Origin of the sequence: Providencia sp. PROV223, assembly GCF_028479245.1 — a bacterium.
Classification (GTDB): Bacteria; Pseudomonadota; Gammaproteobacteria; order Enterobacterales; family Enterobacteriaceae; genus Providencia; species Providencia rettgeri.
Genome location: NZ_JAMPNG010000012.1, coordinates 84,405 through 108,794, shown reverse-complemented (window position 1 = coordinate 108,794; position 24,390 = coordinate 84,405). Strand labels below are relative to the sequence as shown.

General features: G+C 41.5%; 46 protein-coding genes and 1 tRNA gene. 19 read left to right on the top strand and 28 right to left on the bottom strand.

Translation table 11 applies throughout. The features are described from left to right. Positions 1 to 2: 2 nt before the first annotated feature. The 27 genes from PR767_RS14495 to PR767_RS14365 all read right to left on the bottom strand — a co-directional run bounded on the left by PR767_RS14495 (position 3) and on the right by PR767_RS14365 (position 15,102). Positions 3 to 932 (bottom strand): phage minor head protein, encoded by a 930-nt coding sequence (locus PR767_RS14495; protein WP_272520511.1) that lies wholly within the window; start codon positions 930 to 932, stop codon positions 3 to 5. Beyond that, positions 868 to 2,238, bottom strand: coding sequence for an anti-CBASS protein Acb1 family protein (locus PR767_RS14490; RefSeq protein ID WP_272520510.1), 1,371 nt, complete (start codon positions 2,236 to 2,238; stop codon positions 868 to 870). The genes PR767_RS14495 and PR767_RS14490 overlap by 65 nt, the downstream gene beginning before the upstream one ends. 9 nt (positions 2,239 to 2,247) lie before the next feature. Then, positions 2,248 to 2,391, bottom strand: coding sequence for a hypothetical protein (locus PR767_RS14485; protein WP_184957470.1), 144 nt, complete (start codon positions 2,389 to 2,391; stop codon positions 2,248 to 2,250). Continuing rightward, positions 2,391 to 3,635 (bottom strand): PBSX family phage terminase large subunit, encoded by a 1,245-nt coding sequence (locus PR767_RS14480; protein ID WP_272520509.1) that lies wholly within the window; start codon positions 3,633 to 3,635, stop codon positions 2,391 to 2,393. The genes PR767_RS14485 and PR767_RS14480 overlap by 1 nt, the downstream gene beginning before the upstream one ends. Further along, positions 3,616 to 4,062 (bottom strand): ubiquitin carboxyl-hydrolase, encoded by a 447-nt coding sequence (locus tag PR767_RS14475; RefSeq protein ID WP_196718618.1) that lies wholly within the window; start codon positions 4,060 to 4,062, stop codon positions 3,616 to 3,618. Before PR767_RS14475 ends, PR767_RS14480 begins: the two co-directional genes overlap by 20 nt. Before the next feature lie 139 nt (positions 4,063 to 4,201). After that, on the bottom strand, positions 4,202 to 4,459 hold the full coding sequence (locus tag PR767_RS14470) for a DUF2560 family protein (protein WP_105881130.1): 258 nt from the start codon (positions 4,457 to 4,459) through the stop codon (positions 4,202 to 4,204). Positions 4,460 to 4,728: 269 nt separating this feature from the next. Continuing rightward, a complete protein-coding gene (locus tag PR767_RS14465; protein WP_004918425.1) occupies positions 4,729 to 5,415 on the bottom strand; it encodes a Rha family transcriptional regulator in 687 nt (228 codons plus the stop codon). A gap of 460 nt (positions 5,416 to 5,875) precedes the next feature. After that, positions 5,876 to 6,241 (bottom strand): hypothetical protein, encoded by a 366-nt coding sequence (locus PR767_RS14460; RefSeq protein ID WP_209102090.1) that lies wholly within the window; start codon positions 6,239 to 6,241, stop codon positions 5,876 to 5,878. Beyond that, the gene (locus PR767_RS14455; protein WP_272520508.1) at positions 6,241 to 6,690 is read right to left on the bottom strand and encodes a lysis protein; all 450 of its coding nucleotides are present in this window, start codon (positions 6,688 to 6,690) and stop codon (positions 6,241 to 6,243) included. Before PR767_RS14455 ends, PR767_RS14460 begins: the two co-directional genes overlap by 1 nt. Further along, a complete protein-coding gene (locus PR767_RS14450) occupies positions 6,687 to 7,106 on the bottom strand; it encodes a structural protein (protein WP_110732164.1) in 420 nt (139 codons plus the stop codon). Before PR767_RS14450 ends, PR767_RS14455 begins: the two co-directional genes overlap by 4 nt. Continuing rightward, positions 7,099 to 7,428 (bottom strand): phage holin, lambda family, encoded by a 330-nt coding sequence (locus tag PR767_RS14445; RefSeq protein WP_110732165.1) that lies wholly within the window; start codon positions 7,426 to 7,428, stop codon positions 7,099 to 7,101. Before PR767_RS14445 ends, PR767_RS14450 begins: the two co-directional genes overlap by 8 nt. Positions 7,429 to 7,898: 470 nt before the next feature. Then, positions 7,899 to 8,717 (bottom strand): antitermination protein, encoded by an 819-nt coding sequence (locus tag PR767_RS14440; RefSeq protein ID WP_272520507.1) that lies wholly within the window; start codon positions 8,715 to 8,717, stop codon positions 7,899 to 7,901. Further along, positions 8,714 to 8,851, bottom strand: a complete 138-nt coding sequence (locus PR767_RS14435) for a hypothetical protein (RefSeq protein ID WP_336297929.1) — start codon at positions 8,849 to 8,851, stop codon at positions 8,714 to 8,716. Before PR767_RS14435 ends, PR767_RS14440 begins: the two co-directional genes overlap by 4 nt. Before the next feature lie 43 nt (positions 8,852 to 8,894). Continuing rightward, positions 8,895 to 9,260 carry a RusA family crossover junction endodeoxyribonuclease gene (locus PR767_RS14430; protein WP_272520506.1) on the bottom strand — a complete coding sequence of 122 codons (366 nt, stop codon included), beginning with the start codon at positions 9,258 to 9,260 and terminating at the stop codon, positions 8,895 to 8,897. Beyond that, on the bottom strand, positions 9,257 to 9,547 hold the full coding sequence (locus tag PR767_RS14425; RefSeq protein WP_140171636.1) for a DUF1364 domain-containing protein: 291 nt from the start codon (positions 9,545 to 9,547) through the stop codon (positions 9,257 to 9,259). Before PR767_RS14425 ends, PR767_RS14430 begins: the two co-directional genes overlap by 4 nt. 60 nt (positions 9,548 to 9,607) lie before the next feature. Next, positions 9,608 to 10,270 carry a metallophosphoesterase gene (locus PR767_RS14420; RefSeq protein ID WP_131681042.1) on the bottom strand — a complete coding sequence of 221 codons (663 nt, stop codon included), beginning with the start codon at positions 10,268 to 10,270 and terminating at the stop codon, positions 9,608 to 9,610. After that, entirely contained in the window at positions 10,267 to 10,710 is a 444-nt protein-coding gene (locus tag PR767_RS14415; protein ID WP_154636502.1) for a YbcN family protein, read from the bottom strand. The genes PR767_RS14420 and PR767_RS14415 overlap by 4 nt, the downstream gene beginning before the upstream one ends. A gap of 9 nt (positions 10,711 to 10,719) precedes the next feature. Next, positions 10,720 to 10,971, bottom strand: coding sequence for a DUF4752 family protein (locus PR767_RS14410; protein WP_272520505.1), 252 nt, complete (start codon positions 10,969 to 10,971; stop codon positions 10,720 to 10,722). A gap of 2 nt (positions 10,972 to 10,973) precedes the next feature. Then, positions 10,974 to 11,141: a hypothetical protein gene (locus tag PR767_RS14405; protein ID WP_272520504.1), complete on the bottom strand. Its 168-nt coding sequence runs from the start codon at positions 11,139 to 11,141 to the stop codon at positions 10,974 to 10,976. Then, entirely contained in the window at positions 11,141 to 11,335 is a 195-nt protein-coding gene (locus PR767_RS14400; RefSeq protein ID WP_272520503.1) for a DUF551 domain-containing protein, read from the bottom strand. The genes PR767_RS14405 and PR767_RS14400 overlap by 1 nt, the downstream gene beginning before the upstream one ends. Positions 11,336 to 11,368: 33 nt before the next feature. Beyond that, positions 11,369 to 11,635 (bottom strand): hypothetical protein, encoded by a 267-nt coding sequence (locus tag PR767_RS14395; protein WP_272520502.1) that lies wholly within the window; start codon positions 11,633 to 11,635, stop codon positions 11,369 to 11,371. Position 11,636: 1 nt separating this feature from the next. Further along, entirely contained in the window at positions 11,637 to 11,933 is a 297-nt protein-coding gene (locus PR767_RS14390) for a hypothetical protein (RefSeq protein WP_272520501.1), read from the bottom strand. Continuing rightward, on the bottom strand, positions 11,934 to 13,328 hold the full coding sequence (locus PR767_RS14385; protein WP_272520500.1) for a replicative DNA helicase: 1,395 nt from the start codon (positions 13,326 to 13,328) through the stop codon (positions 11,934 to 11,936). Next, positions 13,325 to 14,209: a replication protein gene (locus PR767_RS14380; protein ID WP_272520499.1), complete on the bottom strand. Its 885-nt coding sequence runs from the start codon at positions 14,207 to 14,209 to the stop codon at positions 13,325 to 13,327. Before PR767_RS14380 ends, PR767_RS14385 begins: the two co-directional genes overlap by 4 nt. Beyond that, positions 14,202 to 14,369, bottom strand: coding sequence for a hypothetical protein (locus PR767_RS14375; RefSeq protein WP_272520498.1), 168 nt, complete (start codon positions 14,367 to 14,369; stop codon positions 14,202 to 14,204). Before PR767_RS14375 ends, PR767_RS14380 begins: the two co-directional genes overlap by 8 nt. 48 nt (positions 14,370 to 14,417) lie before the next feature. Next, the gene (locus PR767_RS14370) at positions 14,418 to 14,765 is read right to left on the bottom strand and encodes a hypothetical protein (protein WP_272520497.1); all 348 of its coding nucleotides are present in this window, start codon (positions 14,763 to 14,765) and stop codon (positions 14,418 to 14,420) included. 106 nt (positions 14,766 to 14,871) lie between these two features. Beyond that, positions 14,872 to 15,102 (bottom strand): helix-turn-helix transcriptional regulator, encoded by a 231-nt coding sequence (locus tag PR767_RS14365; protein ID WP_316927703.1) that lies wholly within the window; start codon positions 15,100 to 15,102, stop codon positions 14,872 to 14,874. 98 nt (positions 15,103 to 15,200) lie between these two features. Here PR767_RS14365 and PR767_RS14360 point away from each other — a divergent pair, with 98 nt between their 5' ends. The 3 genes from PR767_RS14360 to PR767_RS14350 all read left to right on the top strand — a co-directional run bounded on the left by PR767_RS14360 (position 15,201) and on the right by PR767_RS14350 (position 16,472). Further along, the gene (locus PR767_RS14360) at positions 15,201 to 15,848 is read left to right on the top strand and encodes a LexA family protein (protein ID WP_272520496.1); all 648 of its coding nucleotides are present in this window, start codon (positions 15,201 to 15,203) and stop codon (positions 15,846 to 15,848) included. A gap of 121 nt (positions 15,849 to 15,969) precedes the next feature. Then, the gene (locus tag PR767_RS14355; protein ID WP_255254513.1) at positions 15,970 to 16,104 is read left to right on the top strand and encodes a hypothetical protein; all 135 of its coding nucleotides are present in this window, start codon (positions 15,970 to 15,972) and stop codon (positions 16,102 to 16,104) included. A 26-nt stretch (positions 16,105 to 16,130) separates the two neighbouring features. After that, the gene (locus tag PR767_RS14350) at positions 16,131 to 16,472 is read left to right on the top strand and encodes a DUF3024 domain-containing protein (RefSeq protein ID WP_442959053.1); all 342 of its coding nucleotides are present in this window, start codon (positions 16,131 to 16,133) and stop codon (positions 16,470 to 16,472) included. Between the two features lie 106 nt (positions 16,473 to 16,578). On the opposite strand, the gene PR767_RS14345 is transcribed toward PR767_RS14350, so the two are convergent. Next, positions 16,579 to 16,785, bottom strand: a complete 207-nt coding sequence (locus tag PR767_RS14345) for a hypothetical protein (protein WP_211889549.1) — start codon at positions 16,783 to 16,785, stop codon at positions 16,579 to 16,581. Between the two features lie 346 nt (positions 16,786 to 17,131). Here PR767_RS14345 and PR767_RS14340 point away from each other — a divergent pair. From PR767_RS14340 to PR767_RS14265, 16 genes are all read left to right on the top strand, one after another. Beyond that, a tRNA-Tyr gene (locus tag PR767_RS14340) sits at positions 17,132 to 17,199 on the top strand. 56 nt (positions 17,200 to 17,255) lie between these two features. Continuing rightward, a complete protein-coding gene (locus tag PR767_RS14335; RefSeq protein WP_136134175.1) occupies positions 17,256 to 17,459 on the top strand; it encodes a hypothetical protein in 204 nt (67 codons plus the stop codon). Positions 17,460 to 17,472: 13 nt separating this feature from the next. Next, positions 17,473 to 17,796: a hypothetical protein gene (locus tag PR767_RS14330; RefSeq protein ID WP_272520494.1), complete on the top strand. Its 324-nt coding sequence runs from the start codon at positions 17,473 to 17,475 to the stop codon at positions 17,794 to 17,796. Between the two features lie 63 nt (positions 17,797 to 17,859). Next, positions 17,860 to 18,207: a hypothetical protein gene (locus tag PR767_RS14325; RefSeq protein ID WP_272520493.1), complete on the top strand. Its 348-nt coding sequence runs from the start codon at positions 17,860 to 17,862 to the stop codon at positions 18,205 to 18,207. A 2-nt stretch (positions 18,208 to 18,209) separates the two neighbouring features. Beyond that, a complete protein-coding gene (locus tag PR767_RS14320) occupies positions 18,210 to 18,530 on the top strand; it encodes a hypothetical protein (RefSeq protein ID WP_272520492.1) in 321 nt (106 codons plus the stop codon). 17 nt (positions 18,531 to 18,547) lie between these two features. Then, entirely contained in the window at positions 18,548 to 18,739 is a 192-nt protein-coding gene (locus PR767_RS14315) for a hypothetical protein (protein WP_272520491.1), read from the top strand. A 1-nt stretch (position 18,740) separates the two neighbouring features. Then, positions 18,741 to 19,013: a hypothetical protein gene (locus PR767_RS14310; RefSeq protein ID WP_210835245.1), complete on the top strand. Its 273-nt coding sequence runs from the start codon at positions 18,741 to 18,743 to the stop codon at positions 19,011 to 19,013. Positions 19,014 to 19,095: 82 nt separating this feature from the next. Beyond that, complete coding sequence (locus PR767_RS14305; protein ID WP_131679861.1) at positions 19,096 to 19,278, top strand: hypothetical protein; 183 nt, start codon at positions 19,096 to 19,098, stop codon at positions 19,276 to 19,278. 272 nt (positions 19,279 to 19,550) lie between these two features. Then, positions 19,551 to 19,904 carry a hypothetical protein gene (locus PR767_RS14300; protein ID WP_272520490.1) on the top strand — a complete coding sequence of 118 codons (354 nt, stop codon included), beginning with the start codon at positions 19,551 to 19,553 and terminating at the stop codon, positions 19,902 to 19,904. A 15-nt stretch (positions 19,905 to 19,919) separates the two neighbouring features. Beyond that, positions 19,920 to 20,540, top strand: a complete 621-nt coding sequence (locus PR767_RS14295; protein WP_272520489.1) for an ERF family protein — start codon at positions 19,920 to 19,922, stop codon at positions 20,538 to 20,540. Continuing rightward, positions 20,541 to 20,978, top strand: a complete 438-nt coding sequence (locus tag PR767_RS14290; RefSeq protein ID WP_222960529.1) for a single-stranded DNA-binding protein — start codon at positions 20,541 to 20,543, stop codon at positions 20,976 to 20,978. Between the two features lie 14 nt (positions 20,979 to 20,992). Then, positions 20,993 to 21,544: a 3'-5' exonuclease gene (locus PR767_RS14285; protein ID WP_210843802.1), complete on the top strand. Its 552-nt coding sequence runs from the start codon at positions 20,993 to 20,995 to the stop codon at positions 21,542 to 21,544. A gap of 45 nt (positions 21,545 to 21,589) precedes the next feature. Beyond that, positions 21,590 to 21,718, top strand: coding sequence for a hypothetical protein (locus PR767_RS14280; protein WP_272520488.1), 129 nt, complete (start codon positions 21,590 to 21,592; stop codon positions 21,716 to 21,718). Positions 21,719 to 21,763: 45 nt separating this feature from the next. After that, positions 21,764 to 22,618 (top strand): hypothetical protein, encoded by an 855-nt coding sequence (locus PR767_RS14275; protein ID WP_272520487.1) that lies wholly within the window; start codon positions 21,764 to 21,766, stop codon positions 22,616 to 22,618. Positions 22,619 to 22,662: 44 nt separating this feature from the next. Next, positions 22,663 to 23,418, top strand: a complete 756-nt coding sequence (locus tag PR767_RS14270) for a hypothetical protein (RefSeq protein ID WP_272520486.1) — start codon at positions 22,663 to 22,665, stop codon at positions 23,416 to 23,418. A 90-nt stretch (positions 23,419 to 23,508) separates the two neighbouring features. Continuing rightward, positions 23,509 to 24,201, top strand: a complete 693-nt coding sequence (locus PR767_RS14265; protein WP_272520485.1) for a hypothetical protein — start codon at positions 23,509 to 23,511, stop codon at positions 24,199 to 24,201. Positions 24,202 to 24,390 lie beyond the last annotated feature (189 nt).

Genomic DNA, 24,390 nt, shown 5'->3' with positions numbered 1-24,390 from the left:
CGTTATTCCTCCGCCCATTGGTAACCACGTTCTTTCATGGCTTCTTTTTCCTCTTTCAGTTTATTGAGTAACGTATCGTTGTACGGCCTACCCTCTTTGTCGGTCAGAATAGTCACCGTCGAGCACTTACAGTTGATTGAATTGCCATCTATAGCCCACCAATCACGCTGCTCGTCAGTGGTAAATATCTTCCCATGACGTGATGCATGATTAGGTCGAGTTGTTGGGCTCAGTGCTGATATGTGGACCTGTCGAGTTTCAAGGTTGAGAACTTCACTAGCCTCATCAGACTCATCCATTCTTGCCCTACGTAGTGCTGTGGTAATTTCCGTTCTAGCTACTCGATTAGCTCGACGGATTTCGATACCTGATTGCTCATTCAGATTTCTAGCTACCTCACGAGGATTTAGTCCTCTCGCTATGCCATCGGTAAGAATGCGCGCCATATCTGCCTTGACTTGTGCTGATAGCCCTTTCATTTCCTCAAACACACGAGCGCGAACCAATGCCATGCGAAGTTGATAAGGCTCACTGAGCAATACCGTTGCTACGCTTTGCTGTGTTGCTGCGTATGCTGTCGATTGCTGCGCTAGGTTTGCATATTCCTGCGCCGTTCCTCGCTCATATGCTGTGCTGACGTACTCATTGAAAAAGAAGTTATTGAATTCACCACCCTGCAATAGCACCTCATCAACCATGAGCTCACCGTCTCTCAAGATGATTGAAAGATAGTTAGGGTCTAGGTCGAATTGGTATTTTTTATTAACTACGGGCTCGGATGGGATTCTATTGAGTAGCTGTATGTAGCCTTGTGATACTTTTTTAATGCGCTTTGCAAATGCTTTCATTGCTCCGCGCTCTAATTTATCAACCGCTGTCGGATCTGCTTTCGTTCCTGCTCTTATCGCGGCTCGTATCTTCTGGATTTTCATCGAATTCACCTAACGGGTCATCACTGTCGTTTTCATGCCCTGCCGCCGTCCTGATTTCCTCTACCGTAAATACAGGCTCGCCAGTTGCTAGTGATGTCTGATTAATGCGGCTCATCTTCTCAGCACTATCAAGCTTCTCAGTAGCCGATTGCTCGTTCAAGTCATCCCAAATAACCGTTTTCTCTGGCACGGGCTCTAGCACTTTGATTCGTGTTAAGTGGTCAATGAAGTCCTCTACTTCGAATGAAAGTTCACTCTCCCTACGCGACTGACAGCGTGAATTAAAATACTTCTGGTCTTCGGTGCTGGCTCTTTCTCCTGTTTGCATGCCGACGAGTATTTTCGATGGGATATCCATTGCTGCGGCGGCAGTTTGAAGATTGACGTTATATGTAGGCGTTGGGTCTGATACAGCAGTAACTAACGGGTTAACGTTAGCTCCCTGAGTGATCATAACTGCGTCATTGCCTATGTTGATTTCCCTAGCAACATCGTTATAAATCTCCTGCAACTCTGACATTTCAACGCCGTAGGCTCTTGCTAAATCATCAAGCTTGGCCTCTTTGTCAAAGTTCACTGACAGCTGTCTGGCTGCATTTTTTAGGAATGACTCACCAGAACCGCCTTCGACTTTTTCAAGGCTCACAAATGCGTTGTAGGCTGGCTCAAGGAAGCCAATCGCATCAATGGAGTAGTCACCTAGAATGAACACGCGGTCAGGATGAATATTGATGTTTCTAGTGCCGCCATTGGGTAGTGACTCGGTGTATTGCCACATCTTCGGCTGACCGTAGTCAGGCGAGTTAATATCAGTAACCCACTCAGTAGGTTTGATAGCACTAGCCCATGCAGGAGTGACCTTTCTCAAAAGTTTGGAGGCTTTAACCGGTTCGTGCCATTTACCATTGTCATTGATGTGAAGGATTAGGCCAGAATAGCGACCTACAAGACGGCGCTGATCTGCCTCTTTAAACTCTTTCCATATGCGTTTGTTAATTGCTTTTTTGAAAGACTTCTCCCACGCCGTTTCATCTTTCGACTCATCGGCACTATCTCCTTCAATGACTTGCGGAGATGTTTTCCAGCACGTTCCACTTAATTTAGTCACCCCACCGTATGCAATTCCACCACGGCGAAATAGTTTGTATAAATCATCAAAGGTTAAATCTTGTTTGAATCCGTATTCGCACCAAGCAGATGACCGCTTAGCATCAAGCCCCATGGTTGGATTGACCAAAGCCATACGGGCACGAGCTATCGCATCATTCACTAAGTGATTGACGGCTAGTTTCATGTTTTCTTGCATTTTATCCCTCTATGGATTCTTTGGTGGAGGCTTGATTTTTCCTGTTAACTTGCGGTTAGGGTGATATCCAAGAGATGATTTGTGGCGGCACTTCATATCATCGATTTTTTCAATAATTATCAGCACCAAAACAATCAACAATGCCTCCATCATTACCTCCTAAGTAATCTTTTTGGAACCAGTAGACCTGCGTTAGATTTTTGTGTGATATACCCATCAAGCCCATATCTAACGGCATCCCAACAGTGGTTGTTAGCATCCAAAATCACAGGCAATACTTCACCAGTGATCCGGTCTGTTTTGTATGAGTAGAGACGGGCTTCTTTTGCTGTTTCTTTACAGCGAGGATGGATAATGATTTGTTTGAAGCCACGTAAATGAGTAATGCCATCCTCAACACTACCCTGCCACTTTTTAGCGGCTGAGATATTGAATCCCTGCCGCTTTAAATAGCTGATAGTTTCGGGTCGCGCGGAGTCGGCTTTAATAGGCCACTTACGAGCTTCAGGTATTTCATCGTAAAAAGCTGGCATGTGGTCAAGTTCAACACCAACACCGTAAGCCTCGCGCTCGATGTACAGGCAATCATCCAAGATAAACATACGAATAAGCGTGTTAGGGTCTTTAGCGAAACCAAAGTCAGCACCAAATAGCAGTCTATCTGCTTGCTGCCATAGGTCATCAGGGAATGACTGAACGACGTATTTATTTGCTAATACTTGCTTATCGGAGTTTTCAAGATAAGCGCCTTCCCATATCCACGCATAAGTAGCGGAATCTAATCTGGCTTGGTCATTTAACCGCTCATCTTCCAACACTGATGGAAACCACGGGTTATCATCGTAGTTCATCTCAACCACGATGGCGTTATCAGGTGGATTCTTTCTAAATCGCTTATCTGTCGCGCTACCGTCTCGCTCAGGGTTCCACGTTACCCATATTTCAGAGCCAGCCTCACGAACCGTAGGAGCAAGTTTTGTCCATGCTATTTCTGATACTGACTCAGCCTCATCTACCCATGCGATTAATATTCTTGCCTTAGATTTGATGCTATCTAAGTTATGCCGTAACCCTGCGAATACATAGCTAACCGAACGGCACTTAGTACGAATGTATTTCTCACCGAGTTCATAGAAATCATTTAGCCAAGGTACAGACCTAATCGCCTGCTTAACCTCTTCCATTGATGATTCTTCTAGTGAGTTCATGTATTCACGAGCACAGAGTATTACGCCTGATTGACCATTCATCGCAGCCATATAGCCACGAATAGCCGTCATTAATGCGAATGTTCTCGTCTTTGCTGAACCGCGCCCACCATGTGAGCAGCGATAGCGATAGTTACCTTCGAATGCTGGAATTAATTTAGGCGGTATTTCAATCCTCGCTACCGTCATTGTTACCTCCGGCAACCAGAACTATTTTTGTTGGCTGTGGCGTCATTGACCCATCAGACGACTTAACATCAATATCTTGACTAATTTTATCGCCATACTTTTTAGGGCTCATTCTTGCCAAAGCCCACTTTCTCGTATCAATTCTTAACTTAGCCTTGGCTACTGCCGCCGACTCCTCGGCAACATCATCAGCAATATCAAATAGCTCCTCAAAAACAGCGTCAGCCCTAGACTCCATTGCTTTCGCGTACTGTTCACGAAAGTCTGGATTTTCCCGTAACCAGCGCATGACTTTTGTAGTATTTGGCATGCCTTTTCGTTTACATACCGAGCGCAAACTTTCACCATCGGCGATAAGAGCACATATATCGTCCGCCACCTCTGGTAAATAATCAGAAGGGCGACCCATTTTTGTTTTAGTCGCCATTAATTAACCTCAATCAGAACAATTAACTGGTTATGTTTATATACCATCGGCAACCAGTGATACCTTTGCCGTCATAAACTTATATAAAGCTCTATTAACGCCACTCAGTGAATGACGTTTGTAGAATTTTATAAATCAGTTATTCTGCTACTTCATCGTTGAATAACGTTTTCTTTGTTTCCTGCACTCGTTGATAGACGGAATCAACTTTAGTTAATGTATCGACGCTGCCGTTATCAAAGTTGCCGTTGTTGCTATTCCACAGCTGGACAAATAACTCATATTCAAGTTGGTCGTCGTTGATGAGCTTAATTGCCTTTGCTGTTGCTGCGGTGTTATTGCCTGTTAGCTTAAGTAAGCCTAAGCGGATTTTTTGATGTGATTCTAGTTCAGTCATGATTTACTCGCTGTTAGAGAATATTACCATTTAGAAACAAATGGTTACTTGATTGTTACGCATTTGATTTGTACTCTTACAAAGCCATGTGCATTCTATGTATTGCTACCTCCTACATGGCATCTTTCATAGTACTACTTCACACTTTGCCGCCGTCCATTCCTTGGCGGCTTTTTTGTTGCCAATAAAAAAGGCCGCTGAGCGACCTATTCAGGCGATGCAACTTTTAGTGCATCGGTAATTTATTGATTTACAAGCAAAGCGCATTTTTACGCCGCCAATCTATGCATCTCATCGAGCAATGGTTGCTTATGATTTTTATTAAACAACTTAGTTAATTCCTCCTTTCGTTGTTCAAAGTTCCATCCCATTGAGATAAACACTGTGTTGGCTCTTTGTAATTCAGTTACGCAATGTATTTGTTCTGGTGTTAAGTAATCACGGATAGGCTCTTTCTTTCCTATTTCGTTATGTACACGAAACTTAGCAGACGTCATACCAAGCACAATGCGATTAATTAAGTCTGCTTCATTACTAAAATGGTGAGGTGAAATAGTCTTGCCTTGTTCCTCTCTCGCCTTTTTGACCGCATCGGTCATTGGCTTATATTCCAATCTTGACGTATTTCTATCTAACTTTTTGGCAGCTAAAGCAGAACGCATCTTGAAGAATTCAGAAACAAGTCTTTTCTTGAATGCCCTGACTACATCATTGTTACGCATGTATGTAATTAACAATGTTGCCTGCTGTTCATTAAGTAGTGCTACTTGCTGCTTTTGTCGTCCACCGTCTGTATCAAAGGATCGCATTTCAAATGCCACCCTTCCGAATTCATTTAAGTCATCGACATAATGGCGAACAAGTTGAATTACTGTTTTGTGTTTCTTTTTAACTCCATCGGCGATTGCAGAGGAGCTAGTCAATAAATCAAATTTTTTAATTTCCACTAAAGACATAGTTAGTTCCTTTTAGAGATAAACCTTGCGCTCAGGAGTAACCAGCCCAAAGAGGATTAACCAAACCACTACTGGTTATCCTCAAGGCTTATCCTGAAAGGTTCTTTGGTGTGTATGTGCCGAGCGTGGCACAGGGTGAAATGCGTACTACTGATTACAAAACTTGAATAAATGTAACTTTCTTTTAACTTTACTTTCGTAACGTAACATTAAGAGGGGTATGGTTATTACATCGCTAAGTTATTAACTTCATATATACTCCTACACTTTTAAGCCTCAACACCAGGGGCTATTTTTTTGCCATTAAAAAGCCCCCTAATTGGAGGCTCATATTTGTAATATCCGTTTGAGATTACTACCTTTTTAAGGTTGTGGTCATTCACGATTAACGTATAGTTGCGTTACATTCATGAACTACTATTCTCGCTTCGCCCCGATATCTGGGGCATTTCTTTGTTGTTCAATTTCCCGTATTGCTTTCTTGTTGAGCTTTCAGTAAATCTTTTTCTATTGAGCTTTTCATGCCAGCTTTCGATATCGCACCGATTGCAAATAGCGAAGCCAATACAAACCAGCCAGAATAAGCAGCAAAAGCAACATATAGAGCATCAGTTAAAACATCATATCCGCGCCATACAATTGACTGGTGTTTATAGTCTTTAGCAAGCTTTTCTTTACCCAAGAATCCACCAAGAATATTAATAATCGCGAATAACCACCCAGCGAAGTAGCCTATGTTAATGAGTCCATCCATGCCCATGGTGAGACCAAAATAAAAAGATGCAGCAACTGCCGCATCAATAACAATTGCAAATAATCTAACCATTATCGTTTGCACTCCGCATAGTAATAATCCCTTAAACCAAGATATTGCTTTTCGAGTGTTTCAAGCTGTTTAAGGAGATCGAAATAATCTTGTTCAGCGTCTCTCGCCAAGGAGGGGGATCCGCTAGCATCCACGCTGGAGGTGGAACTATTTTCGGGCTTTGGACATTCGGCTTTGATCCGCAGGCGCTTAGTGCCATTGATAACATCAATGCGCAACTGGTCAATTTCAGCTTTTGCATTTGTGAGTTCCGTTGTGTGTTTGGTGTCGAGTTCGTGAAGTGAGTTGATGCGCTTTTCATAGTCTGCGGTGATAGCTGCTTGTGTCATTAGGTCATTATTAAGCTGTTTAATTTTCTCGTTTTTACTGTTTATCGAGTCACTTAAAAAGTAAATAACACCTACCATTGAAGCCAAGATAACAATTAGCGCTTTTTCAGCCCAACTCACAACAAACTCCACGCTTTTTCGAACGTAGCCTCATCATATGGCTGATAACCTAACTCAACGCTGACAATGGCTTTTGCTAATGCAATGCCTGTCTTTTTATCGCTGGTATCTATTTTATCCAGAACAGCTACGCCGATATCATCAGCAGCCCTTCGGATATAGCCAGTTGTATTATTCTCAACTGGCGGCGCGTATTTGTTAATAATTGCCGCTACAGAATTCAGTCCATATTTACGTTGGTAAGTCTGCAGTAATTTATAGATAGCTCGAATACCATACTCAGCAGATTGAAACCGACAGAAGCGAGATTCAATGCTTGGGTCGTGAGGTAATTGCCCCTGCCATTTGTTAGAGGGGTTGTAGTCAATATTGCCGGGGTTATTGTTGCGTTCGCCTCGTGCTATTTTTCTAGTCATTTCTTACACCTGCTTTACCTTTAATCATATTGCTGACTTTCTCAACACCCCAGTAGCCAATCATGACACTAGCGATATAAGCTAAATCAGGATTCATACCCATGAGCGCTAGCAAGTCCTTTGCAAACCAACCTAAGAACGCGCATAACACACCATCAAGTAATGTCTTTTTCCAGCCGCCGCCACTGTACATACTCCTAAGTACTGCTACAGTTCCAGCGAGCCCAGCTGCTACACCCTGCTCTTTGTATTGGGTAAAAATGTAAGATAGGGAGTTGGATAGCTGCTCCCAAAATTCAGGGGTTTCTTTCATATGATTCATACTCACCCCCTACGTTGGAGGAATTTAGTTAATAAATAGCCGCGCACAATCTCTATGCGTCAATTAAGTGTGTGTGATTAGAATTCTGTGGCGGCGTATACGAAAAAAGGCCGCACTAGGCGACCTCTTGAATGTGAACTTGTAAGGATTACTTACAGGTTGGAATTAATTGTGGATGCAGGCGCTGAACTCCTGCGTGTCATGCAGTCCGCAAATACGGGAATGACTCGTTACACTGCTTTTTCATCGTAGCCAATCAGCCTTGGCATTCTCCACAATGGTTAAGATTCGGCCTCCATGCTAAGCAAGGGTGATGTTACTCACCAAGACGAACCTTACCATTATAGAGAAGCCCCACCGAAGTGAGGCTCTATTTTCTTGCTTTGGGATAATGAAATGCAAAATTCCCATCATTAGAATCATGATAGTCCATAAATCCGAAAAGTCAATAGTTGCTTTCTATTTATATTCTAATTTATAGAAATAGGTTCTCTTTTTGTTACCATATGTAGCATTTTTTCAGCGTGAGCCTCTTCTTTGAAGCAGTCTTCCACTAAGAACTCAAATATTGGCTTGAAGTTGTCATAGCATGTGGTTTTCGGGATATCTATGACCGTTTGTAGCTTAATGAATACCTCATTAAATTTAAGTCTTGAATATCCACGCCCTGAGCACTTGCAGCATGTTTTATAAACTGGAATACCTTGTTTCTCGGTTTCCTTTTTATCCAACACCTCGCCACGCCCATTGCATCTGCACGAATGACTAACCTCGCCTTTGCCATTGCATGTCTTGCAGATTATTCTAGTAGTGCCTCTAACCTCTCTAGCAGTGTTAGTGATCCGAAGTGGCGTTAATCCTCCTGAAGACACAAACACCTTTGCTCTAGTGGAGTATTTAGTGTCGAACACCTCAGCCTCAATAAACCCGCCGTCACAATCAGGGCAAGCCTTTTTACTGGCTGCGCTTCTTGCATAGTCCTGAAATGCATAATTTGCGAGTATTTGCAGAACTGATGTCCTATCATCTTCATCAAGCTTTTGGATAGCGCTGTATTTATGCGCCTGAGTTAGTGCATATTGATAGAGACTTTCCACCGCTTCATCTGGCTTATTGATACCGTGTTTAGCCAAAAACAATTCAATCCCCATTCTCGCTTTCGAGGTCGCCAAACCAAGCGAGGCCATTACATCGGTGATTGTTAGGTTATCTGAAGCTGTAGCGGCAGGAGAGTCACTAAACATTGGGCTCTTAGGTGAAAAATACTTAGGTAAATCTTCAAGTCTCATTTATCCCCCTTCGCATGTTTATACTTAGTCATCAGTCGACCATTTATAATCGCGTGGTCAAAGCCAAATACATCACCAGAATATTTCTTGACTGTTGCCCTATTGCAATTAAGTCGTCTTGCTACTTCACTCATATTCCCGTGCGTCTTGACAAGCAACGCTGGAATGGTTGTTATTTCAGTCTGCATCACCTATCTCCCATATAGTGATATCCAAAGAACCGCCTTTAACTCTCTCGCCACGCTTAATGCGAAAATCATCTATCTGCTCGTCGTCATCCCAAAAATTGGCGTGAGTAAGCGAATCGAAAACAGCTTTAGGCAAGTTATCGAGGTCTCTTTTGCGTTTATCAGGGGGATTTGCAGTGATGATTATTTTGATGCGGGAAGTGGTTTTGATATCTAGGTTTTGCTGTTCTATGTAATCTATGACTTGCTCTCGGTAGGTTTCGCCTTTTTTTGATATATAGTGACGTCCTTTGCAGTGTCGCCAATACGTATTTACTGAAGGCGGCCACGGTAATTTAAGGTGATATTCATTCATGCCTTAATCTTCCCCTCACTTTGCAATATGGCCTGAGTTCGCATAACTCCCTCTAGGTGACATTGCTTTGCATATTCAGCGTCCGTGATTCGCGTTCTGCGGTCGATTTCGTCATGACAAGCACTACATGCCCAGGCTATAAATAAATCGCTAGGCTTGCATCCTGTGCCGCATAATCCAGCCATTCGATAATGAGCGCCAACCACTGTTTCAGAATTTCCGTTGCAGACTGAAGGTATTCTGACTTGGCACTCTCTGCCTTTTGCTTCTTTGCGTAAGTTAGCCATACATAAACCCCATCGCTAAAGTAACAATCGAAAAGAATATAAATACGTGTCGGGTTCTAATCATTTTATCTTCCTTAATGTCAGTCCATAGCCAAACACCGCGCCAGTGTCGATATACTCTTGGTTAGCTCGTTTAACAGCACCTTTAGGCATTGGCGTGTGGCCAAATAGAAATAGGTCAGCACCTTTAATCTCACGCACGTTATTGTTACTAATGCGCTCACGACTCCAAATTACATACTGTTCATCTACTGGTTTGCCGAACTCATATTCATCGGATGGATAATCAGCATGTGCAATAACCGTCTTTTTGCCATCAGTATTTACTTCGATAATGAGTGGTAGCTTCTCCGCTTTGGCTAAACAGGCTCGAGATAAAACTTCGTTATCGTAGTCCTGCATGAAAAACCAATTGCCGCCGTTGTATATCCAGTTATTAACGTTGCCTCCATTAAACAAAGCATCGATAGCCATTTGCTCATGATTACCACGCACAGCCCTAAACCACTTCTCATTAATCAGGTCTAGGCATTCGACGTTTTGATCACCCCTATCGATTAAGTCACCAACTGAAACTAATAAATCTTTTCCTTTATCAAATTCAATGTGTTGTAACTTATCACTTAGTAAATCAAAGCATCCGTGAATGTCGCCAACAGCCCAAATATGCCGATATTGCTCACCACCGATTTTAAGGTAAATTCCGTTGCGTTCTTCATTCATCTCTCTTGCTGCTCCTTGAGTTTCATGTATTCCGAATTGTTTGGGATTGTCACGAGACAACCTATACCCGCCGCCCAGCATTCAACCTGCTCCATGAAGTGGAACATTTCACCTGTATCTAACTTTGATGTTTTTCGTAGCGTCCTGACGCGCTCTATATCTTGCGTGGTGGCATCTATCATTTCAGCGACCTCATAGCCTAGGAATGTGTGCTTCAACATCTCCTTGACGGTCTCAGGCGTGAAATTAGACTTGTTCTTGCATAGATATTTGCTTATCTCTCCACACCACAAATGAAAAGTGGAATTCTGAGATAGTGAACGCTTGTTCTTCCAAGGCTTGATAATGATTCGGTGTGGTTGGTTTGTTGCTAGAACTTCTTTGAGGTGTTGCCATGCTGCGGTTTTGGTTGATTCGTGGAAGAGGAAATCTGCTTCCAAGTTAACCTCCTATTGACGATAAATCATAACGACTAAGCCGCCTTTGGTTGCAACCTTAATAGTCTGGTTATCTTTAATTTCGCCCAGTTTAAACGCATCGTACAATTCATCAATTGCCGCTTGCTTTCGCTCCTTTGATTTGCGTTTAAATAATTTGCTGAATACCAAACTTACGAACCAGCAAAACGCTTGTGTAACAATCCACACGTAACCCATCATTGATAACGTGGCTACTATCCATTTGTATGTTTCATCACTCACTGTTAGCTCTCCTGTTCATCAATTAGTTTTAACTTAACAATCTCAAGAACTCCAACAGCTTCTGCCAAGCTTATTTCACCGTCGTATTCGTGAATCAACTCCAGCATGCGTTTAGATAGCTCTCCGTTGGCTTGGAATTTTTTATCGAAGGGTAATTTGGTGATGTTCATTATTCACCCTCTGGCATTGGTGGGAGTGGCAAGGGCATCCAGTGGGTTGCTGTTACTTCTTGACCGAATCTATTAAACTTATTGCCAAAATATCTTGCTGCCTCATAAACAGATGGGTAATCAGTAGCAATAAGAACCCTCTGTCCTACTTCTGGTAATTTATCTGAGCACTTAACCCAATTAGTTCCCTGCATTAGATGCCCCCTCTGTTAACGTTGTTCCTTTCATCACTCAACGCCTCGCTTAATTGCCCGCTTAGCTTCTCTGCGTATTGCTATTCCCATTCGTTCTAGCCAGTCTGCATATTTCAGCATTGCTTCGATTTCATTATCCATGCTTGGGAAATCATCAATACTCATGTCGACTTCAACTCTCCCGCAATCATCAGATTTAACTGTTAAATCTTGCTCAAGGATGGTGTCGCCATTGTGGTGAGTTACTTTAAATTTCTTTAGTTTGAAATCATCCCCAAGTCTGAATAGCGTTAACTTCATCTTAGTTTGCTTGGTTTTCATTGCTAACCTCGCCTGTCAGTGGTTCAAATGAAACTAATTCAAATGTTAGTTCCCGATGGTAATCGTAATAATCAACCATTGGTTTTAACGTATAAACGCCTTCACCCTGAAAGTAATCCTCACCAGTCAAAACCATTGATATTTCATCTTGGAAATCTTGAATATCTCTAGCGTCAAAATCACCATGGCAACCCTTCAAATAAACATCGCCATCGTCCTCGTCGATTTGGTGAATTACGACAATAGTTCCGAATGGTATTTCCTTTTGTTTGCTCATCTAGAAGTCCTTATGATTTGGTGTGTTACGGTTGGCGGTTGCCATGTCAGCGCGAGCCATTGCGTGAGTTTGGTCGGTGTCGAATAAGCAAAGACCTTTCTGGTCTACAAATGCTGTTCCTGCTTTCCCGTGGCGGTTAAGCCTTACAATAAGCTCTGTAAGCGTCTTGTCGGCTTTGTCGTTGTAAACTGAGTCTTTGTATATTCCCATCCAGTAATCGCAATCCTGCTCGATTTGACCAGTGTCACGGCTATCACTTGGCATAGGTCGTTTATTTGGTCTGTCTTCAAGTTTCCGGTTTAGCTGTGTGAGTAACACCACGGTAGTATCAAGCTCTTTTGCTAGCTGCTTGAGTCCTTTGGTAATTTCGCCGTAGGCAATATCGTTGCGATCTGCTTTCCCAGCTTTCATAAGCGTTAAATAATCCACACCGATAAACCCAATTTTCCCAACCTTGCGCTTCAACTTCCGGCACTCTGACTGAATGTGCTCAAGTGTCATCCCTGCCGTATCATCGACCCAAATGTTAGGTTTTTCGCTCAGGTCACTGATAGCCTTGCCAAGTAGCGCCCACTCGAAATCATCCTCAGTACCGCCGTAGAACATGTCAGAGTTTAATCCTGACTTCTGGCTTACCATCCGCTCAACCAATTGCTGATTGGACATTTCCATGCTGAACAGAGCCACTGGCAGTCCATCATCAGAAACGTTTTTCGCCATTTCAGTTAGAACGGTTGTCTTACCCATTTTCGGACGAGCTCCGATAACGAATAGGGATCCACGCACAACAAATTTAGGTGCCAGCATGTCATCAAGTGGCTTAATGCCTGTCTTGAGCCCTACAAACTGCTCGGGATTGTTAAACATGTTTTCTACACCTTCGAACCATTCAGGCAATAGCTCAGCCATGTTTTTCAAACCTGACTTTCGACCAGTTACACCGTTTTCGCTTGCGTCAGTTACCAGCTTCTGCACGAACTCCATTTTTTCACCAAAGCTTAGAGTGCTGGGCTCAATCAGTAATCGTGTGGCTTCGTTGATTTTCTCAATTGCGTAACGTTCACTGGCATACTCTTTGATTTTCTTCGAGTAGTGGATCACATTTGCAGCGCTTGGTGTGTTCTTTGCAATTTCAGCTAGATAACCCAATCCGCCAGTAGTTCCTTCGCTGCCAATTGCTTTCAAGCCGTCAGACACGGTTAAAATATCAATCGGTTGATGCTTGCTAGCCATTGACCTCATTTGCTCAAAGATAATCTTGTGGTGTGTGCCGTAGAAATCATCTGGCTTCAGCACGGAAAATACACGCTGAGCATTGTCGCTGTTTGGGTCAATCAGTAGGGATCCGATAACACTCTGTTCGGTCTCCATGCTGTGTGGTACTTGGTAACTCATAATGAACCTTCCCTAGTTTTTAATACTGTTGCTGGTCTTAACAGGTAATCGAAATTCGCTCTCCAACCAGAATCGTTTTCGCCAAAATAAAACTCCTTGGCTGAATTCATGAAATATTCAAAATAGTTTTTAGCCGCTTCGACCGTTGGCTCTTTGAGTTCTTTCAGGAATTTTGAGATAGCTCGTTTTCGTTTGTCATTCAGTGATTCAGCGTTTGGCAATCTGTCACCTGCTGCTTCGTTGAACGCATTCATAATTTCGATGTAGGGAATGTTATTTTTTCGATTAGTTGAAATTAACTTTTCACAGTCCCCCTCTTGAGGGGTTAGGGGAGTATTTAATTCTTGTTCAAGTACATTCTTATTCTGTTTCACTTCTTTTGTTACTAGGTTAGTAACCTCAGTTACTCCGCTAGCGTTGGTATCACTGAGTTTGTTTGTCACCTCGTTAGTAACTTGCTTTGTCCCCTCGTAATTCACCTGATATTCAAGGTAATTTGTGATTGTAATTATTGTTCCGTGTCGTGTTCCAGTGCGGGTTATCATCCCTTCCTGCTCAAAAAAATCCAGCATGTCTCTGATTTGTTTTTCAGTCTTTTCCTTTCCCTTTGCATCTTTCAGTTTTCGAGCTAAAACTTTTGCTTTTGTTACCAACTGACCAGTCCGAAGATCCCAAGATACACCACCAAATTCAACCGTTGTTGGCTTATGCCTTGCTTGCCCTAGTAATCTTACCCATAGTGCAAGCTTCACTGTATCTTCTGCCCAACTTGCATTAAGCAGGCTCCTGAATATCGCGACATGACCAAGCTTAGAGTTATCCATGCGAGAACTCCCAGTGTGGTTCTTGTTGCTAAAATCAGCGTATGCAACGTTACTCATGCCGTTTCCCTCCAGTGACTTCCTGACGATGCTCAAGCCGTAATTTTGCATCTTCCAATGCTGACCTGAGCGCCTTAGCTCCCTGCTCTGTGACCGAGCGATTAGCCCGATCACGCATGACGTTTTTATGAACAGCGCTGTAATTAAATTTTCGTTTCATGTATAATTACCTCACTCTATAGTTGTACAATTAGTTAATTACGCACGTTTAAATTGACAGTTCAATTTGAGCCTCATCTTGTGCCAGATTTGAGGCTTTTCTTATTACTTTCCCTTTCCCTTCTAGAACCTGAATTAATCGCTCTGCATAGTCACCTTCAATCACTACGCTTCTAGACTTCTCAGGCATTGATACAGCCTCCGCAGGTAGCCCGTAATGAGCTATTGCCTTACAAGCTAGTTTGAATATCCGATTCTTTTCTCGGCTTGATGCTGTTGGATGTATTCCCATTTCACTAGCGAATGAGTTATTACCTTCGTCTAGCATTCTCTTAAAAAAGTAACTTTCGAGAATTTCAGGCTTACATGTGATGTTTATAGTTTTTGCGTAGTCCATTTGTTAAATTCCTTTTGACGTAGTTAGTCCGTTGCTCACGATCCTGTGAGTTAAGTTTTCTCCCGTTTGCAAGGAGAGCGGATAAGATGTTAAAGAGCGAGTAAATCTATGCTGCTTTAGGCGGAAAAATGTCATCGATAGTGACGTTAATCCCGTTATTGTTAAAAAAGCTAACTAGCTGTCTGCATACTTCAAGGTCAGCTTTACGTCTGCCATTTTCATAATGGCTAATGTTTCCTTTTGTGCAGCCTAGCTCTTTAGCTAAATCTGTCTGTGTAAGCCCAAGCTTTTTTCTATATCGGCTTATGTAATTCATCTGAACCTCCTTATTGTTCATTACGAGAGTATACATAAAGTATCCGTAATTTCAATATAAAAGTATACATATTGTCTGTCTACATTTATGTATACATATCGTATTATTGGGTTATGAAAATGAAATGGTATGAACTAGCCAAGTCCCTCATGAAAGATAAGGGCATTACATACGATCATCTGGCTGAGCATTTTTCAGTATCGAAAGGTGCCGTTGGGCATTGGATGACAGGAAAGAGAGAACCAGCATTTAGTGAAATAGCTGGGATACTTGCATATGTTGGAGTCAATAACCCGACTATAAATCAAGATGGCACTATTAGCATTGATGAAGAGTCGATTAGTAGAGTTGAACCAACCTATGAATACCCATTACTCTCTAAAGTACAGGCTGGATCATTTACCGAAAACAGCCATTCATATACAGAGAAAGATGCCATCGCATGGATACCAACAGCCAAGAAGGCAAGTGATAGCGCATTCTGGTTAGAGGTTGAAGGTCACTCAATGACAGCCCCTCAAGGCGGTCGCCCGAGCTTCCCTGAAGGGATGCTGATACTTGTTGACCCTGACCAGGATGTAGAATTTGGTGATTTTTGCATAGCTAGATTACACGGTGATGAGTTCACATTTAAGCGATTGATTAGAGAGTCAGGGCAAGATTATCTGGAGCCGTTAAACCCACGGTTTGACCTTATTCCAATTAATGGTAACTGCCAGATTATAGGCAAAGTGGTTAAGTCTCAGTGGCCTGATGACACGTTTTAATATGAAGAAGCTGCTAGAGCTGATATCCAACTCCAACATAATGATACTGCTAGTTGTTATAGCGGTGCTGGATATCATTCTATTGTTACTGATTGCATTTGATAATTAGTGAGGGTTCGATATGAAAAGATTATTAGAACTCATCAGTAAAAATAAGCTGCTGATTGTTATGTTAATAATAGCGCTAGCAGTTGGAGCAGTATTACAGTTTGCAGAAGAACCTTTTGCTTGGATTTCTATTTTCAATGCAGAGTAGAGTAAATATACGTTTTAGAGGGATGTATGGCATTTAACGATATTGAAGTAGCGAACATTAAGAGATGCATGGAATTTTTCATGGAGAAACGTAGGCCTGCTGAACACATTAGAGATGAGCTAGATTTAAGCTACAACATTGAAGATGACTCCGTTGTCATATTTGAAGTAAGACGCCTTACTTGGAGTAACGGCCAAGCTCAAGAGCCGATTGCTAAAATTACACATAACAAATCTAACAGCTCTTGGTCTCTATTTTGGATGGATAAAGATAACAACTGGCACAACTACGATGAAAAAATGTTAGGTAGTTTCTCTGACGCTATTAAGCTCGTTGAAGATGATGCGCAAGGCTGCTTCTTTGCGTGACGACACGTTTTAGGATGTGGTTTTACAACAGTATTATTTACTTCTTAAGAAATTAAAATCAGACAAATAACCCACCCAGCCCTCCCAACGAGGGCTTTTTTGTGCCCTATCCAATCTTCCCCATACTTCTAACCACTTGAGCAGCATCACGTAAAGCGCCTTTGTGTAAGGTGTTCGTTACCTCTTTACGGTATCGCTCAAGTTCATCAATAATCATTTCTTTGGTGATGGTGTTGGTATTGTCCAGTAGCCTAAACACCGCCCCGCCCACTTCCATTACCACTTTTACAACTTTCTCGTCATCTAAATTCATAAATCCTCCTGAGTTTTACGACAATTTAGCATAGGTTTCGCTATATCGTGTGATTTTCCTCGCAAGATAAATAATTTTTGAAAATAAATTACCTGAAAATACAAATAGTTGACACCGTTACGCAAACAAAGTCTACATTTTGTATTTACAATCATCTACGAATCGTATACATTTAATTCCATCGAAGGCAAGCAACATGAAATATACGCCTCATGCTCTTTAATAATTTAGCTTCCTCCTTGAAAACGGGAGGCCAAAGTGAAGTTAGCTTTGGGATTGGTGAATGCTAAGGCTGATTAGCTAAGCATGAGGGTGATCGGGTTCCTAGGCCGAGTGTACCGATTGTTAGCGTGTAGCTCAAAGGTAGAGCGAGGCCATAAAGCTAGGGTTGCGGGTTCGAATCCCGTCACGTAAGTAGGAGATCAGCGCCTACCACCAATCACCAAAGTTAACTAACTGAGGATTTTATTATGAACTCAAGACAGCGTTATAAATTGCGCAGGAAAGAGAAGCGAATGGAACAGCGCAAAGAAGAATCACGGAAGGTTAATTCGTTCGATGTTATGGCGCAGATAATCGTTGAGTTGAAGAAGCTCAAATCAGCGCCAGACACACGCAAGCAACCACGGCTACGCAAGCCGATTATGAGTGATGGAAGTGTTACAGCACGTTAAATAGGAGATAGATATGGGAATTGAATATTTTTTTGCGGACGGAAGAGGAAGAAACGAAGGGGCTTTCGACCATTCCGCAGTAGACATCGATAACCCACATGTGCCATGTACAGTAGAGTTACTCAGAAAGCTGCGCTGTTTTCCCCTTAAGAAAATGGCAAAGGAGTGGTGCGAACAATGGAATGTGGATCACGTCCGTATCGTTAAGTTGCGTACGCGCTTTCAAGAGACGTGGGTGATTGACCTAGGTCGTAATCGCTTTGTGCCAGAATTTGCAGAGGGATACTTGACTGCCAAGTGCTTTGACAAAACTTTTATTAGGGCAGAACGATGCTAATAACTAATTACAGTCCATCAAGGTGGGCTGTGGTGAGTTGATTAATAGATAGGAGATAGGGATATGTTTCGCATAGACAGAGAAAAAAATATTGAAATATGTGAAGGGATTTCAAGGTGGGGCTACAAGTGGAGAATAGATAAGTATTTTGGCGACACTGAATTTTTCTATATAGTTCAAAACGACATAGATAAAGAGATTATTTCTGTAAACACAGCCATTGCTGGAAGGGATGGCTGTCACATGATTATGACTTCATATGACATTTTAGATATTACATCTAAGTTACTAAGCAAGCTAAAGACACTGATTGATGATAATCCAGAAACAAAAACAAAAGAGGTCGAATATGTTATAGAAAATGCTGAATGGGTAATAGGTGTTATTAATAATTCTTTTGGGAGTAATTAACTGTGGGAAATAACAAGCATGTCAAACATGAATGGCATATTGAAATAAGCCAAGAAGATTTTGAGGTTGCAGACGGTAATGGGAAATCTGTATGTAGTTTTCTTGATCATAAAGATGTGTTTAGAAGTGCAATTTTAGTTACCAATAGTCCATTTCTACTAAATTCATTAGTGAACATTTTTTTGGAACTTAGAAGGCTTAATAAAATTGATGGGTTAAATGGCCTTAAAGGAAAGACAGTGTGGGGAGATAACAGCGATGACCTTACATTTGCAAGAGATTTAATTGAATTTTGTCACGTTAAAATACCAACAGAAACTTAGTTAATAACGGAGGGAGTATGGCAGATAAAACAGAAGCTAAAGAGTTGATGTTGGCTGATATCTCTTTTAGAGATTACCTAGCTGCTGAGGCTATGAATGCAATTCTAGCCAACAATGCAATGATTGATACGGCAACAGACCAAACGCTTGAATGGGTAGCGAAAAACGCATATCAAATGGCAGATGCAATGTTAAAGGCTAGGGGGTGATATGGAATTTAAGCATAGTCCAGCGCCTTGGCATTTAAGGGATGGAATAAATGAACGCTCCATTTTAGTTGATGATAATTATAACGTTATTTTTGCATCGCTAGATGACATTAAAAAAGAAGACGCCGACCTAATCGCAGCAGCGCCAGAGTTATTAGAGGCTCTGATTGAGCTAACTGAAAGTGCCAAAGAAGCAATCGACGGCCTAGGTGACTTATCGGACGCAATAGACACAGCCAAAGCAGCAATCTCAAAAGCCCTCGGTCAGCAGTAACCCACCGCACCAACACCAGAACACTTTCAATAACAATCGCTATCAATCGATAAGTGATGGTTTCGCACATCCAGAGGTAAGCATGAATATTGATAAATACAAACTTTGTTTAGCTCAACAGCAAGCTGGAATTGCACGTTATCTCAAGGATGAGAACGGATGGAGCGAAGCAAACGAAACATTAAAAACAGCATACGGAGTACAGCATGAACGCAAAGCAGAAACACGCAAAACAGCAGATATTCACCCTACTTCGCGAATCTGAAATGACTGAGAAGCAAATCGAATTGTTATTTGCTGATTGGAAATTTAAACAGCAATGCGAAAAGACAAATCGCATTTTACATCAAGTTAATACTCGTGGAACGTATGCATTCACGTAAGGACGCAGCATGAGAATTTCAGAGTATGAACTCAAGCAAAGGCAGGATGCCGAGAAGCGACGCAGGGAACGTGAGGAGGAAGAAGAATACTATCGCATGGAAAGCCATGGTATTCAGACTCAGTCAACTCCTAGTAGGTGGATGAGAGGTGAATATGGGTAAATATTTAATACCTGCATTTCCTAGTCATAAAAGCAAGGATGCTGCCCTGAAATATGCTTTATCAATGATTGATGAAGATATCGAAAGGCGAAGAGTACGTGACTTAACGGGCAATGAAATTCAACCAGTTGAAAGGATTTCAACACTAGAATTAGCTCATGCCGCACTAGTTAAAAGTCAAAACTTAGAAATGTCCCAATCCTACCCTCCTCTACCTGAACACATTCAAGCGCAACGAAGACAGGCTGACTTGGAGCGATACGCAAGGCATTTATTCAGAGATAACTTTGACCCTTATCGTGGCGTCACAGAGCTGCCATTAGGTGGCAGGGTTGTGGGTGACTAATTTTCAGAGGTAATTATGAGTGAGGTATACAAAGCAATAAGTAATGTTGCCAAGGAGCTGGCAGAAAAAGGCATTAGCAAGGAAAAACCCAAAGGCGGCGGTGTAAATTATGCGTTTAGGGGTATTGATGCGGTTTATAACGCCTTAGCTCCTGCATTAGTTAAGCACGGATTACTTATCTTAACTCGCTGTACTGAGCGGTCGGTATGTGAACGCCTTAGCCAAAAAGGAACTCCATTATTTTACGTAACCGTCAAAGCTGAGTTTGATTTTGTATCTGTCACGGATGGCAGCAAACACACAGTCATGACTTATGGTGAAGCTATGGATAGCGGAGATAAGGCTACAAACAAAGCAATGTCTATTGCATATAAATACGCAGCCTTTCAAGCGTTTTGCATACCGACAGAGGAAACAGCGGTTGATGCTGACGCAGAGGTGCATAACGTAGCACCGAGAACACCAGAGCAAATATTAAGTGATTACACAGGCTTTTTGCATGAAGCAACTAGCGAACTTGTAGTCATGAATGAGTACAAAAAAGTATGGAATGAATTAAATGGAAGTGAGGCACAGCAAGCGGAGTGCAAGCGGTTAACTGGGATTAGAATCAACGAACTTAAAGAGGCGGCGTAAATGGCAATTAATACAATAACGGCAAGCGGAAACTTGGGTAAAGACTGCGAACAGCGATGGACTCCAAACGGAAAGGCGGTTGCATCTTTTAGCTTGCCAGTAAAACAAGGTTATGGAGAGCACGAAAAAGTATCGTGGGTTATCTGCAAAATGTTTGGCACTAAAGCTGAGAAGCTGCCTGAATACTTAACAAAAGGAACAAAAGTTACGGTCACTGGTGAGTTCGTCATGGAAGAATGGACAAGCCAGAATGGAGAGAAGAAATCAGCGCCAGTGATTATCGTTAACCAGTTAGATTTCGGTGGCAGTGGTAATCAGGCAGGAAGCCAGAGAGCCCAGCAGCCAACACAACAACCTCAACAATCACAACAGCAGCAACAAACAGCACCTCAAAATATCGAACCACCATTAGATTTTGATGACGATATTCCTTTTTAAATCAAGGTAATACAATGAATAATTTAATGTTAGACCTAGAAACAATGGGTAATACACCTAACTCGCCAGTAATTTCAATTGGGGCTGTATTTTTCGACCCAAAAACTGGTGGTTTAGGCGCAAGTACTGAAATTAACATTTCCCTAGAATCATCAATGCAATATGGCGCGATACCCGATGCAAGCACAATCATGTGGTGGATGAAGCAAAGTGATGATGCTCGATTATCGGTATCAGACGCAACGAAAACGCTAGAAAGCGCACTTAGAGAGTTCCACCTATTCGTCAGTGAAAAAGTAAATACAAATTACGTTCAGGTATGGGGGAATGGCGCATCTTTTGATTGTGTGATTCTGCGTAACTCATACCAATTGGCAGGTTTAACTCCACCTTGGCAGTGGTGGAATGATAGGGATGTTAGAACGGTTGTTGAAATGGGTAAAGTTATCGGAATGGATCCGAAGCGCGATATGCCATTCGATGGAGTTAGACACACAGCAGTAGCTGATGCAATTCATCAAGCTAAATATGTTTCAGCAATCTATCAAGCACTAACTACAAAATAACCCCCTTCAGCCCTTCCCTATGTGATTTAACCAAAGGATATAACCATGAACATTCTGACACGAATAAAACGTATTGAGTGGAAAATAAATAATGGACTTCCATTAAATGATTATGACATTGAAGAAATTATGGAAATCTTCAGTGAAGTAAAAAACATACTACCAACTCAATAATCATTCAAACCCCCACAAAAAGCTAAACCAATCAGGTAATAAATCATGGTGTTATTCAATGATAGACCATCCTTTGAAAAGGCATGGTTCGCTACCTCATTCCGCGTAGTCATGGGTGGCATGGGCGATGATACGGCAATGCTCATTGCTGAAATGTACAAGCGAGGTTACGAGCCTGACGAAATTGTATTTTGTGATACTGGCTCGGAGTTCGAACACACCTACCATTTCATCGGCTGGCTAAGAAGTTGGTGTAATGAGAAAAAATGGTCAAAAGTAGTCGTCCTACGTAAGTGGGACAAAGATGGAAATCCACTTAGTGTTATTGAGAGCGCAGAGAAAAACAACACTCTGCCAGCTGCCGCATTTGGCAGTAAATCATGCTCACTTCGCTTTAAAGTTGAGACAGCTGATAAGTATTTCAATAATCATCCAGAATGCCATAAAGCATGGGGAATTAAGGGAAAAGGAGAGCCGCTTGATTCCCACACTGGGAGTATTTTACGTGTTATTGGCATTAATGCCGATGAGCCACAGCGTGCAGATAAATGGAAAGCAGAGCATAAATGGACGCAAGTTTTCCCTCTTGTAGATTGGAATATTGGTGAAAAGGAGTCGCTCGCAGTTGAAGAGGTTGGCTTGTATTACCCCGGTAAATCTTCATGCATTTGCTGCCCTCATTTGACTGGCTCTGAGCTAGTCATGCTGCGAGATACTTATCCAAGTGATTTTGCTCGAATCATAGCAATGGAAAATAACTATATTCGCCACGAACTCCGACCCGATTCAACGACAAAAGGAATGTGTCGCAGGAAAACAATCAACCAAAAAATAGAAGAGTATGAGCAAGACCAGTTGGATATTGCAGAAGGTCAATGCCAACTATGCTTATTACAGTAACAAAGGGATATATTTGCAAGGATGCAAACAATAAAGGAGTACATATGATTCACTATCATGGTGGACCTATTACACCTGACACGTGCGCGATTAAAGCATGGAAAGCTCGTCATGCATTTGTCAGTTTTGCTCACCCTTCCCAACTAAATTTAGCGTCTGAAATTTGCCAGTCTTTTGCTGTAGATAATGGAGCGTTTACAGTGTGGAAAGCCGCTGGCAAAAACAAAATTGATTGGTCTGATTACTATACTTTTGTGAGCAAATGGAAAAATCACCCTCGCTTCGATTTCGCAATCATTCCCGATGTTATTGACGGCGGAGAGGAAGAAAACGAAGCGCTTCTGGATGAGTGGCCACACGGTGATTTTTATGGCGTTCCAGTTTGGCATATGAATGAATCAGACGAGCGATTTATTCGTCTATGTAATGAATATCCGCGCGTCGCAATTGGCAGTTGTGGCGAATATGACGTTAAACGCCCCCGAACAGCTGTCGCGAGAATGAAAGATTTAATACGTCATGTTGTTGATGAAAATGGGTATCCAATAACAAAGTTGCATGGGCTTAGGATGCTTAACCCGCAAATCTTCACTCAACTGCCGTTAGCTTCTGCTGACAGTACTAATGTTGCAAGAAATATTGGGATAGATAAAGCATGGAAAGGCGCTTATTCACCATCATCAAAAGAAACAAGGGCGTCGATTCTTGTAGAAAGAATTGAATCTCACAATAGCGCAAGTTCACTTGATTATTGTGAAGAAAAGGATCGCTTTGATTACCAACTTCAATTGGCAGTTTAACTCGCATGGATGCAATGAAGGAGATCAGTTTTGACAGTGGATTAGTCACATGGATGTGAGTATGATTTCTGCTTTGGATAAGGAGGAGCTATGTCTTACAAAAAAGAGGATTTTTTTTGCAGTGCAATGAAAACTGCTTTTTTAATTATATTGTGTTTAGTTATTTTTTTTCTTGGCATTTCATTTATTTATTATTCAAAAATGGATTACTCAAATAAAGTATCTTCAGGGTTCGGTTTCCTGTCGGCACTTGGTATATTTGCTACAATTGTAGTGTATTCTCTAGAAAAAAATGAAGCAGAAAAAAAACAAATGGTTATTGACCGTTTTATCAAAAGAAATCTAGTAACCTCCTTGAGTGAAGTGTTAATTGCAATTGAGGATATTGAAAAATTCACTAACAGTGATTTCGCATCAAAATATGCAAGTATTTCATGTACAGTCAAAAGAAATAAATACTTAACACTAAATGCTTTCGGGAAAAACAATGAGTTTATAAATAGCAAAACTATAGCTACAAACTCTACAGATGAAATGATGCGTGAATCAATGAAAAACAGATTCATGACTAGCATGGATTTGATGATTATAGTTGAAGATGTGAATTTCACAATAATCGAATTAAAAAATATTATAGATAGAACAATTATATCTTCAATGAAAAATTATAATTTAAAAGATACTCAAAAAGTGGAAATATTAAATAGGTTTGTCAACGGTGATTTGATTTTAATAAAACAAAAAATATATAAAATATATGAAAAAATAGAAGATATGACATGACCCTGCACTAGCAGGGTTTTTTATACCTAAAACTCAGAGTAACAATTAATGTAAATAATCGGATATGTATTGCTCATGCTAATACAGGGCTCTGCTGTGCCTGTATCTGAGCAAATATACACACAGCAAGAATGCGAGAGTCTTGCTATGCAGATAATGCAGGTGCGGGATGTTGAAATTAAGTGTGGT

Coding starts and splice junctions, on each gene's coding strand:
- PR767_RS14495 (WP_272520511.1), bottom strand. CDS start 932: ATGAAAATCCAGAAGATACGAGCCGCGATAAGAGCAGGAACGAAAGCA.
- PR767_RS14490 (WP_272520510.1), bottom strand. CDS start 2,238: ATGCAAGAAAACATGAAACTAGCCGTCAATCACTTAGTGAATGATGCG.
- PR767_RS14485 (WP_184957470.1), bottom strand. CDS start 2,391: ATGATGGAGGCATTGTTGATTGTTTTGGTGCTGATAATTATTGAAAAA.
- PR767_RS14480 (WP_272520509.1), bottom strand. CDS start 3,635: ATGACGGTAGCGAGGATTGAAATACCGCCTAAATTAATTCCAGCATTC.
- PR767_RS14475 (WP_196718618.1), bottom strand. CDS start 4,062: ATGGCGACTAAAACAAAAATGGGTCGCCCTTCTGATTATTTACCAGAG.
- PR767_RS14470 (WP_105881130.1), bottom strand. CDS start 4,459: ATGACTGAACTAGAATCACATCAAAAAATCCGCTTAGGCTTACTTAAG.
- PR767_RS14465 (WP_004918425.1), bottom strand. CDS start 5,415: ATGTCTTTAGTGGAAATTAAAAAATTTGATTTATTGACTAGCTCCTCT.
- PR767_RS14460 (WP_209102090.1), bottom strand. CDS start 6,241: ATGGTTAGATTATTTGCAATTGTTATTGATGCGGCAGTTGCTGCATCT.
- PR767_RS14450 (WP_110732164.1), bottom strand. CDS start 7,106: ATGACTAGAAAAATAGCACGAGGCGAACGCAACAATAACCCCGGCAAT.
- PR767_RS14445 (WP_110732165.1), bottom strand. CDS start 7,428: ATGAATCATATGAAAGAAACCCCTGAATTTTGGGAGCAGCTATCCAAC.
- PR767_RS14440 (WP_272520507.1), bottom strand. CDS start 8,717: ATGAGACTTGAAGATTTACCTAAGTATTTTTCACCTAAGAGCCCAATG.
- PR767_RS14435 (WP_336297929.1), bottom strand. CDS start 8,851: ATGAGTGAAGTAGCAAGACGACTTAATTGCAATAGGGCAACAGTCAAG.
- PR767_RS14430 (WP_272520506.1), bottom strand. CDS start 9,260: ATGAATGAATATCACCTTAAATTACCGTGGCCGCCTTCAGTAAATACG.
- PR767_RS14425 (WP_140171636.1), bottom strand. CDS start 9,547: ATGGCTAACTTACGCAAAGAAGCAAAAGGCAGAGAGTGCCAAGTCAGA.
- PR767_RS14420 (WP_131681042.1), bottom strand. CDS start 10,270: ATGAATGAAGAACGCAACGGAATTTACCTTAAAATCGGTGGTGAGCAA.
- PR767_RS14405 (WP_272520504.1), bottom strand. CDS start 11,141: ATGAACATCACCAAATTACCCTTCGATAAAAAATTCCAAGCCAACGGA.
- PR767_RS14400 (WP_272520503.1), bottom strand. CDS start 11,335: ATGCAGGGAACTAATTGGGTTAAGTGCTCAGATAAATTACCAGAAGTA.
- PR767_RS14395 (WP_272520502.1), bottom strand. CDS start 11,635: ATGAAGTTAACGCTATTCAGACTTGGGGATGATTTCAAACTAAAGAAA.
- PR767_RS14390 (WP_272520501.1), bottom strand. CDS start 11,933: ATGAGCAAACAAAAGGAAATACCATTCGGAACTATTGTCGTAATTCAC.
- PR767_RS14385 (WP_272520500.1), bottom strand. CDS start 13,328: ATGAGTTACCAAGTACCACACAGCATGGAGACCGAACAGAGTGTTATC.
- PR767_RS14380 (WP_272520499.1), bottom strand. CDS start 14,209: ATGAGTAACGTTGCATACGCTGATTTTAGCAACAAGAACCACACTGGG.
- PR767_RS14375 (WP_272520498.1), bottom strand. CDS start 14,369: ATGAAACGAAAATTTAATTACAGCGCTGTTCATAAAAACGTCATGCGT.
- PR767_RS14370 (WP_272520497.1), bottom strand. CDS start 14,765: ATGGACTACGCAAAAACTATAAACATCACATGTAAGCCTGAAATTCTC.
- PR767_RS14365 (WP_316927703.1), bottom strand. CDS start 15,102: ATGAACAATAAGGAGGTTCAGATGAATTACATAAGCCGATATAGAAAA.
- PR767_RS14360 (WP_272520496.1), top strand. CDS start 15,201: ATGAAATGGTATGAACTAGCCAAGTCCCTCATGAAAGATAAGGGCATT.
- PR767_RS14355 (WP_255254513.1), top strand. CDS start 15,970: ATGAAAAGATTATTAGAACTCATCAGTAAAAATAAGCTGCTGATTGTT.
- PR767_RS14350 (WP_442959053.1), top strand. CDS start 16,131: ATGGCATTTAACGATATTGAAGTAGCGAACATTAAGAGATGCATGGAA.
- PR767_RS14345 (WP_211889549.1), bottom strand. CDS start 16,785: ATGAATTTAGATGACGAGAAAGTTGTAAAAGTGGTAATGGAAGTGGGC.
- PR767_RS14335 (WP_136134175.1), top strand. CDS start 17,256: ATGAACTCAAGACAGCGTTATAAATTGCGCAGGAAAGAGAAGCGAATG.
- PR767_RS14330 (WP_272520494.1), top strand. CDS start 17,473: ATGGGAATTGAATATTTTTTTGCGGACGGAAGAGGAAGAAACGAAGGG.
- PR767_RS14325 (WP_272520493.1), top strand. CDS start 17,860: ATGTTTCGCATAGACAGAGAAAAAAATATTGAAATATGTGAAGGGATT.
- PR767_RS14315 (WP_272520491.1), top strand. CDS start 18,548: ATGGCAGATAAAACAGAAGCTAAAGAGTTGATGTTGGCTGATATCTCT.
- PR767_RS14310 (WP_210835245.1), top strand. CDS start 18,741: ATGGAATTTAAGCATAGTCCAGCGCCTTGGCATTTAAGGGATGGAATA.
- PR767_RS14305 (WP_131679861.1), top strand. CDS start 19,096: ATGAATATTGATAAATACAAACTTTGTTTAGCTCAACAGCAAGCTGGA.
- PR767_RS14300 (WP_272520490.1), top strand. CDS start 19,551: ATGGGTAAATATTTAATACCTGCATTTCCTAGTCATAAAAGCAAGGAT.
- PR767_RS14295 (WP_272520489.1), top strand. CDS start 19,920: ATGAGTGAGGTATACAAAGCAATAAGTAATGTTGCCAAGGAGCTGGCA.
- PR767_RS14290 (WP_222960529.1), top strand. CDS start 20,541: ATGGCAATTAATACAATAACGGCAAGCGGAAACTTGGGTAAAGACTGC.
- PR767_RS14285 (WP_210843802.1), top strand. CDS start 20,993: ATGAATAATTTAATGTTAGACCTAGAAACAATGGGTAATACACCTAAC.
- PR767_RS14280 (WP_272520488.1), top strand. CDS start 21,590: ATGAACATTCTGACACGAATAAAACGTATTGAGTGGAAAATAAATAAT.
- PR767_RS14275 (WP_272520487.1), top strand. CDS start 21,764: ATGGTGTTATTCAATGATAGACCATCCTTTGAAAAGGCATGGTTCGCT.
- PR767_RS14270 (WP_272520486.1), top strand. CDS start 22,663: ATGATTCACTATCATGGTGGACCTATTACACCTGACACGTGCGCGATT.
- PR767_RS14265 (WP_272520485.1), top strand. CDS start 23,509: ATGTCTTACAAAAAAGAGGATTTTTTTTGCAGTGCAATGAAAACTGCT.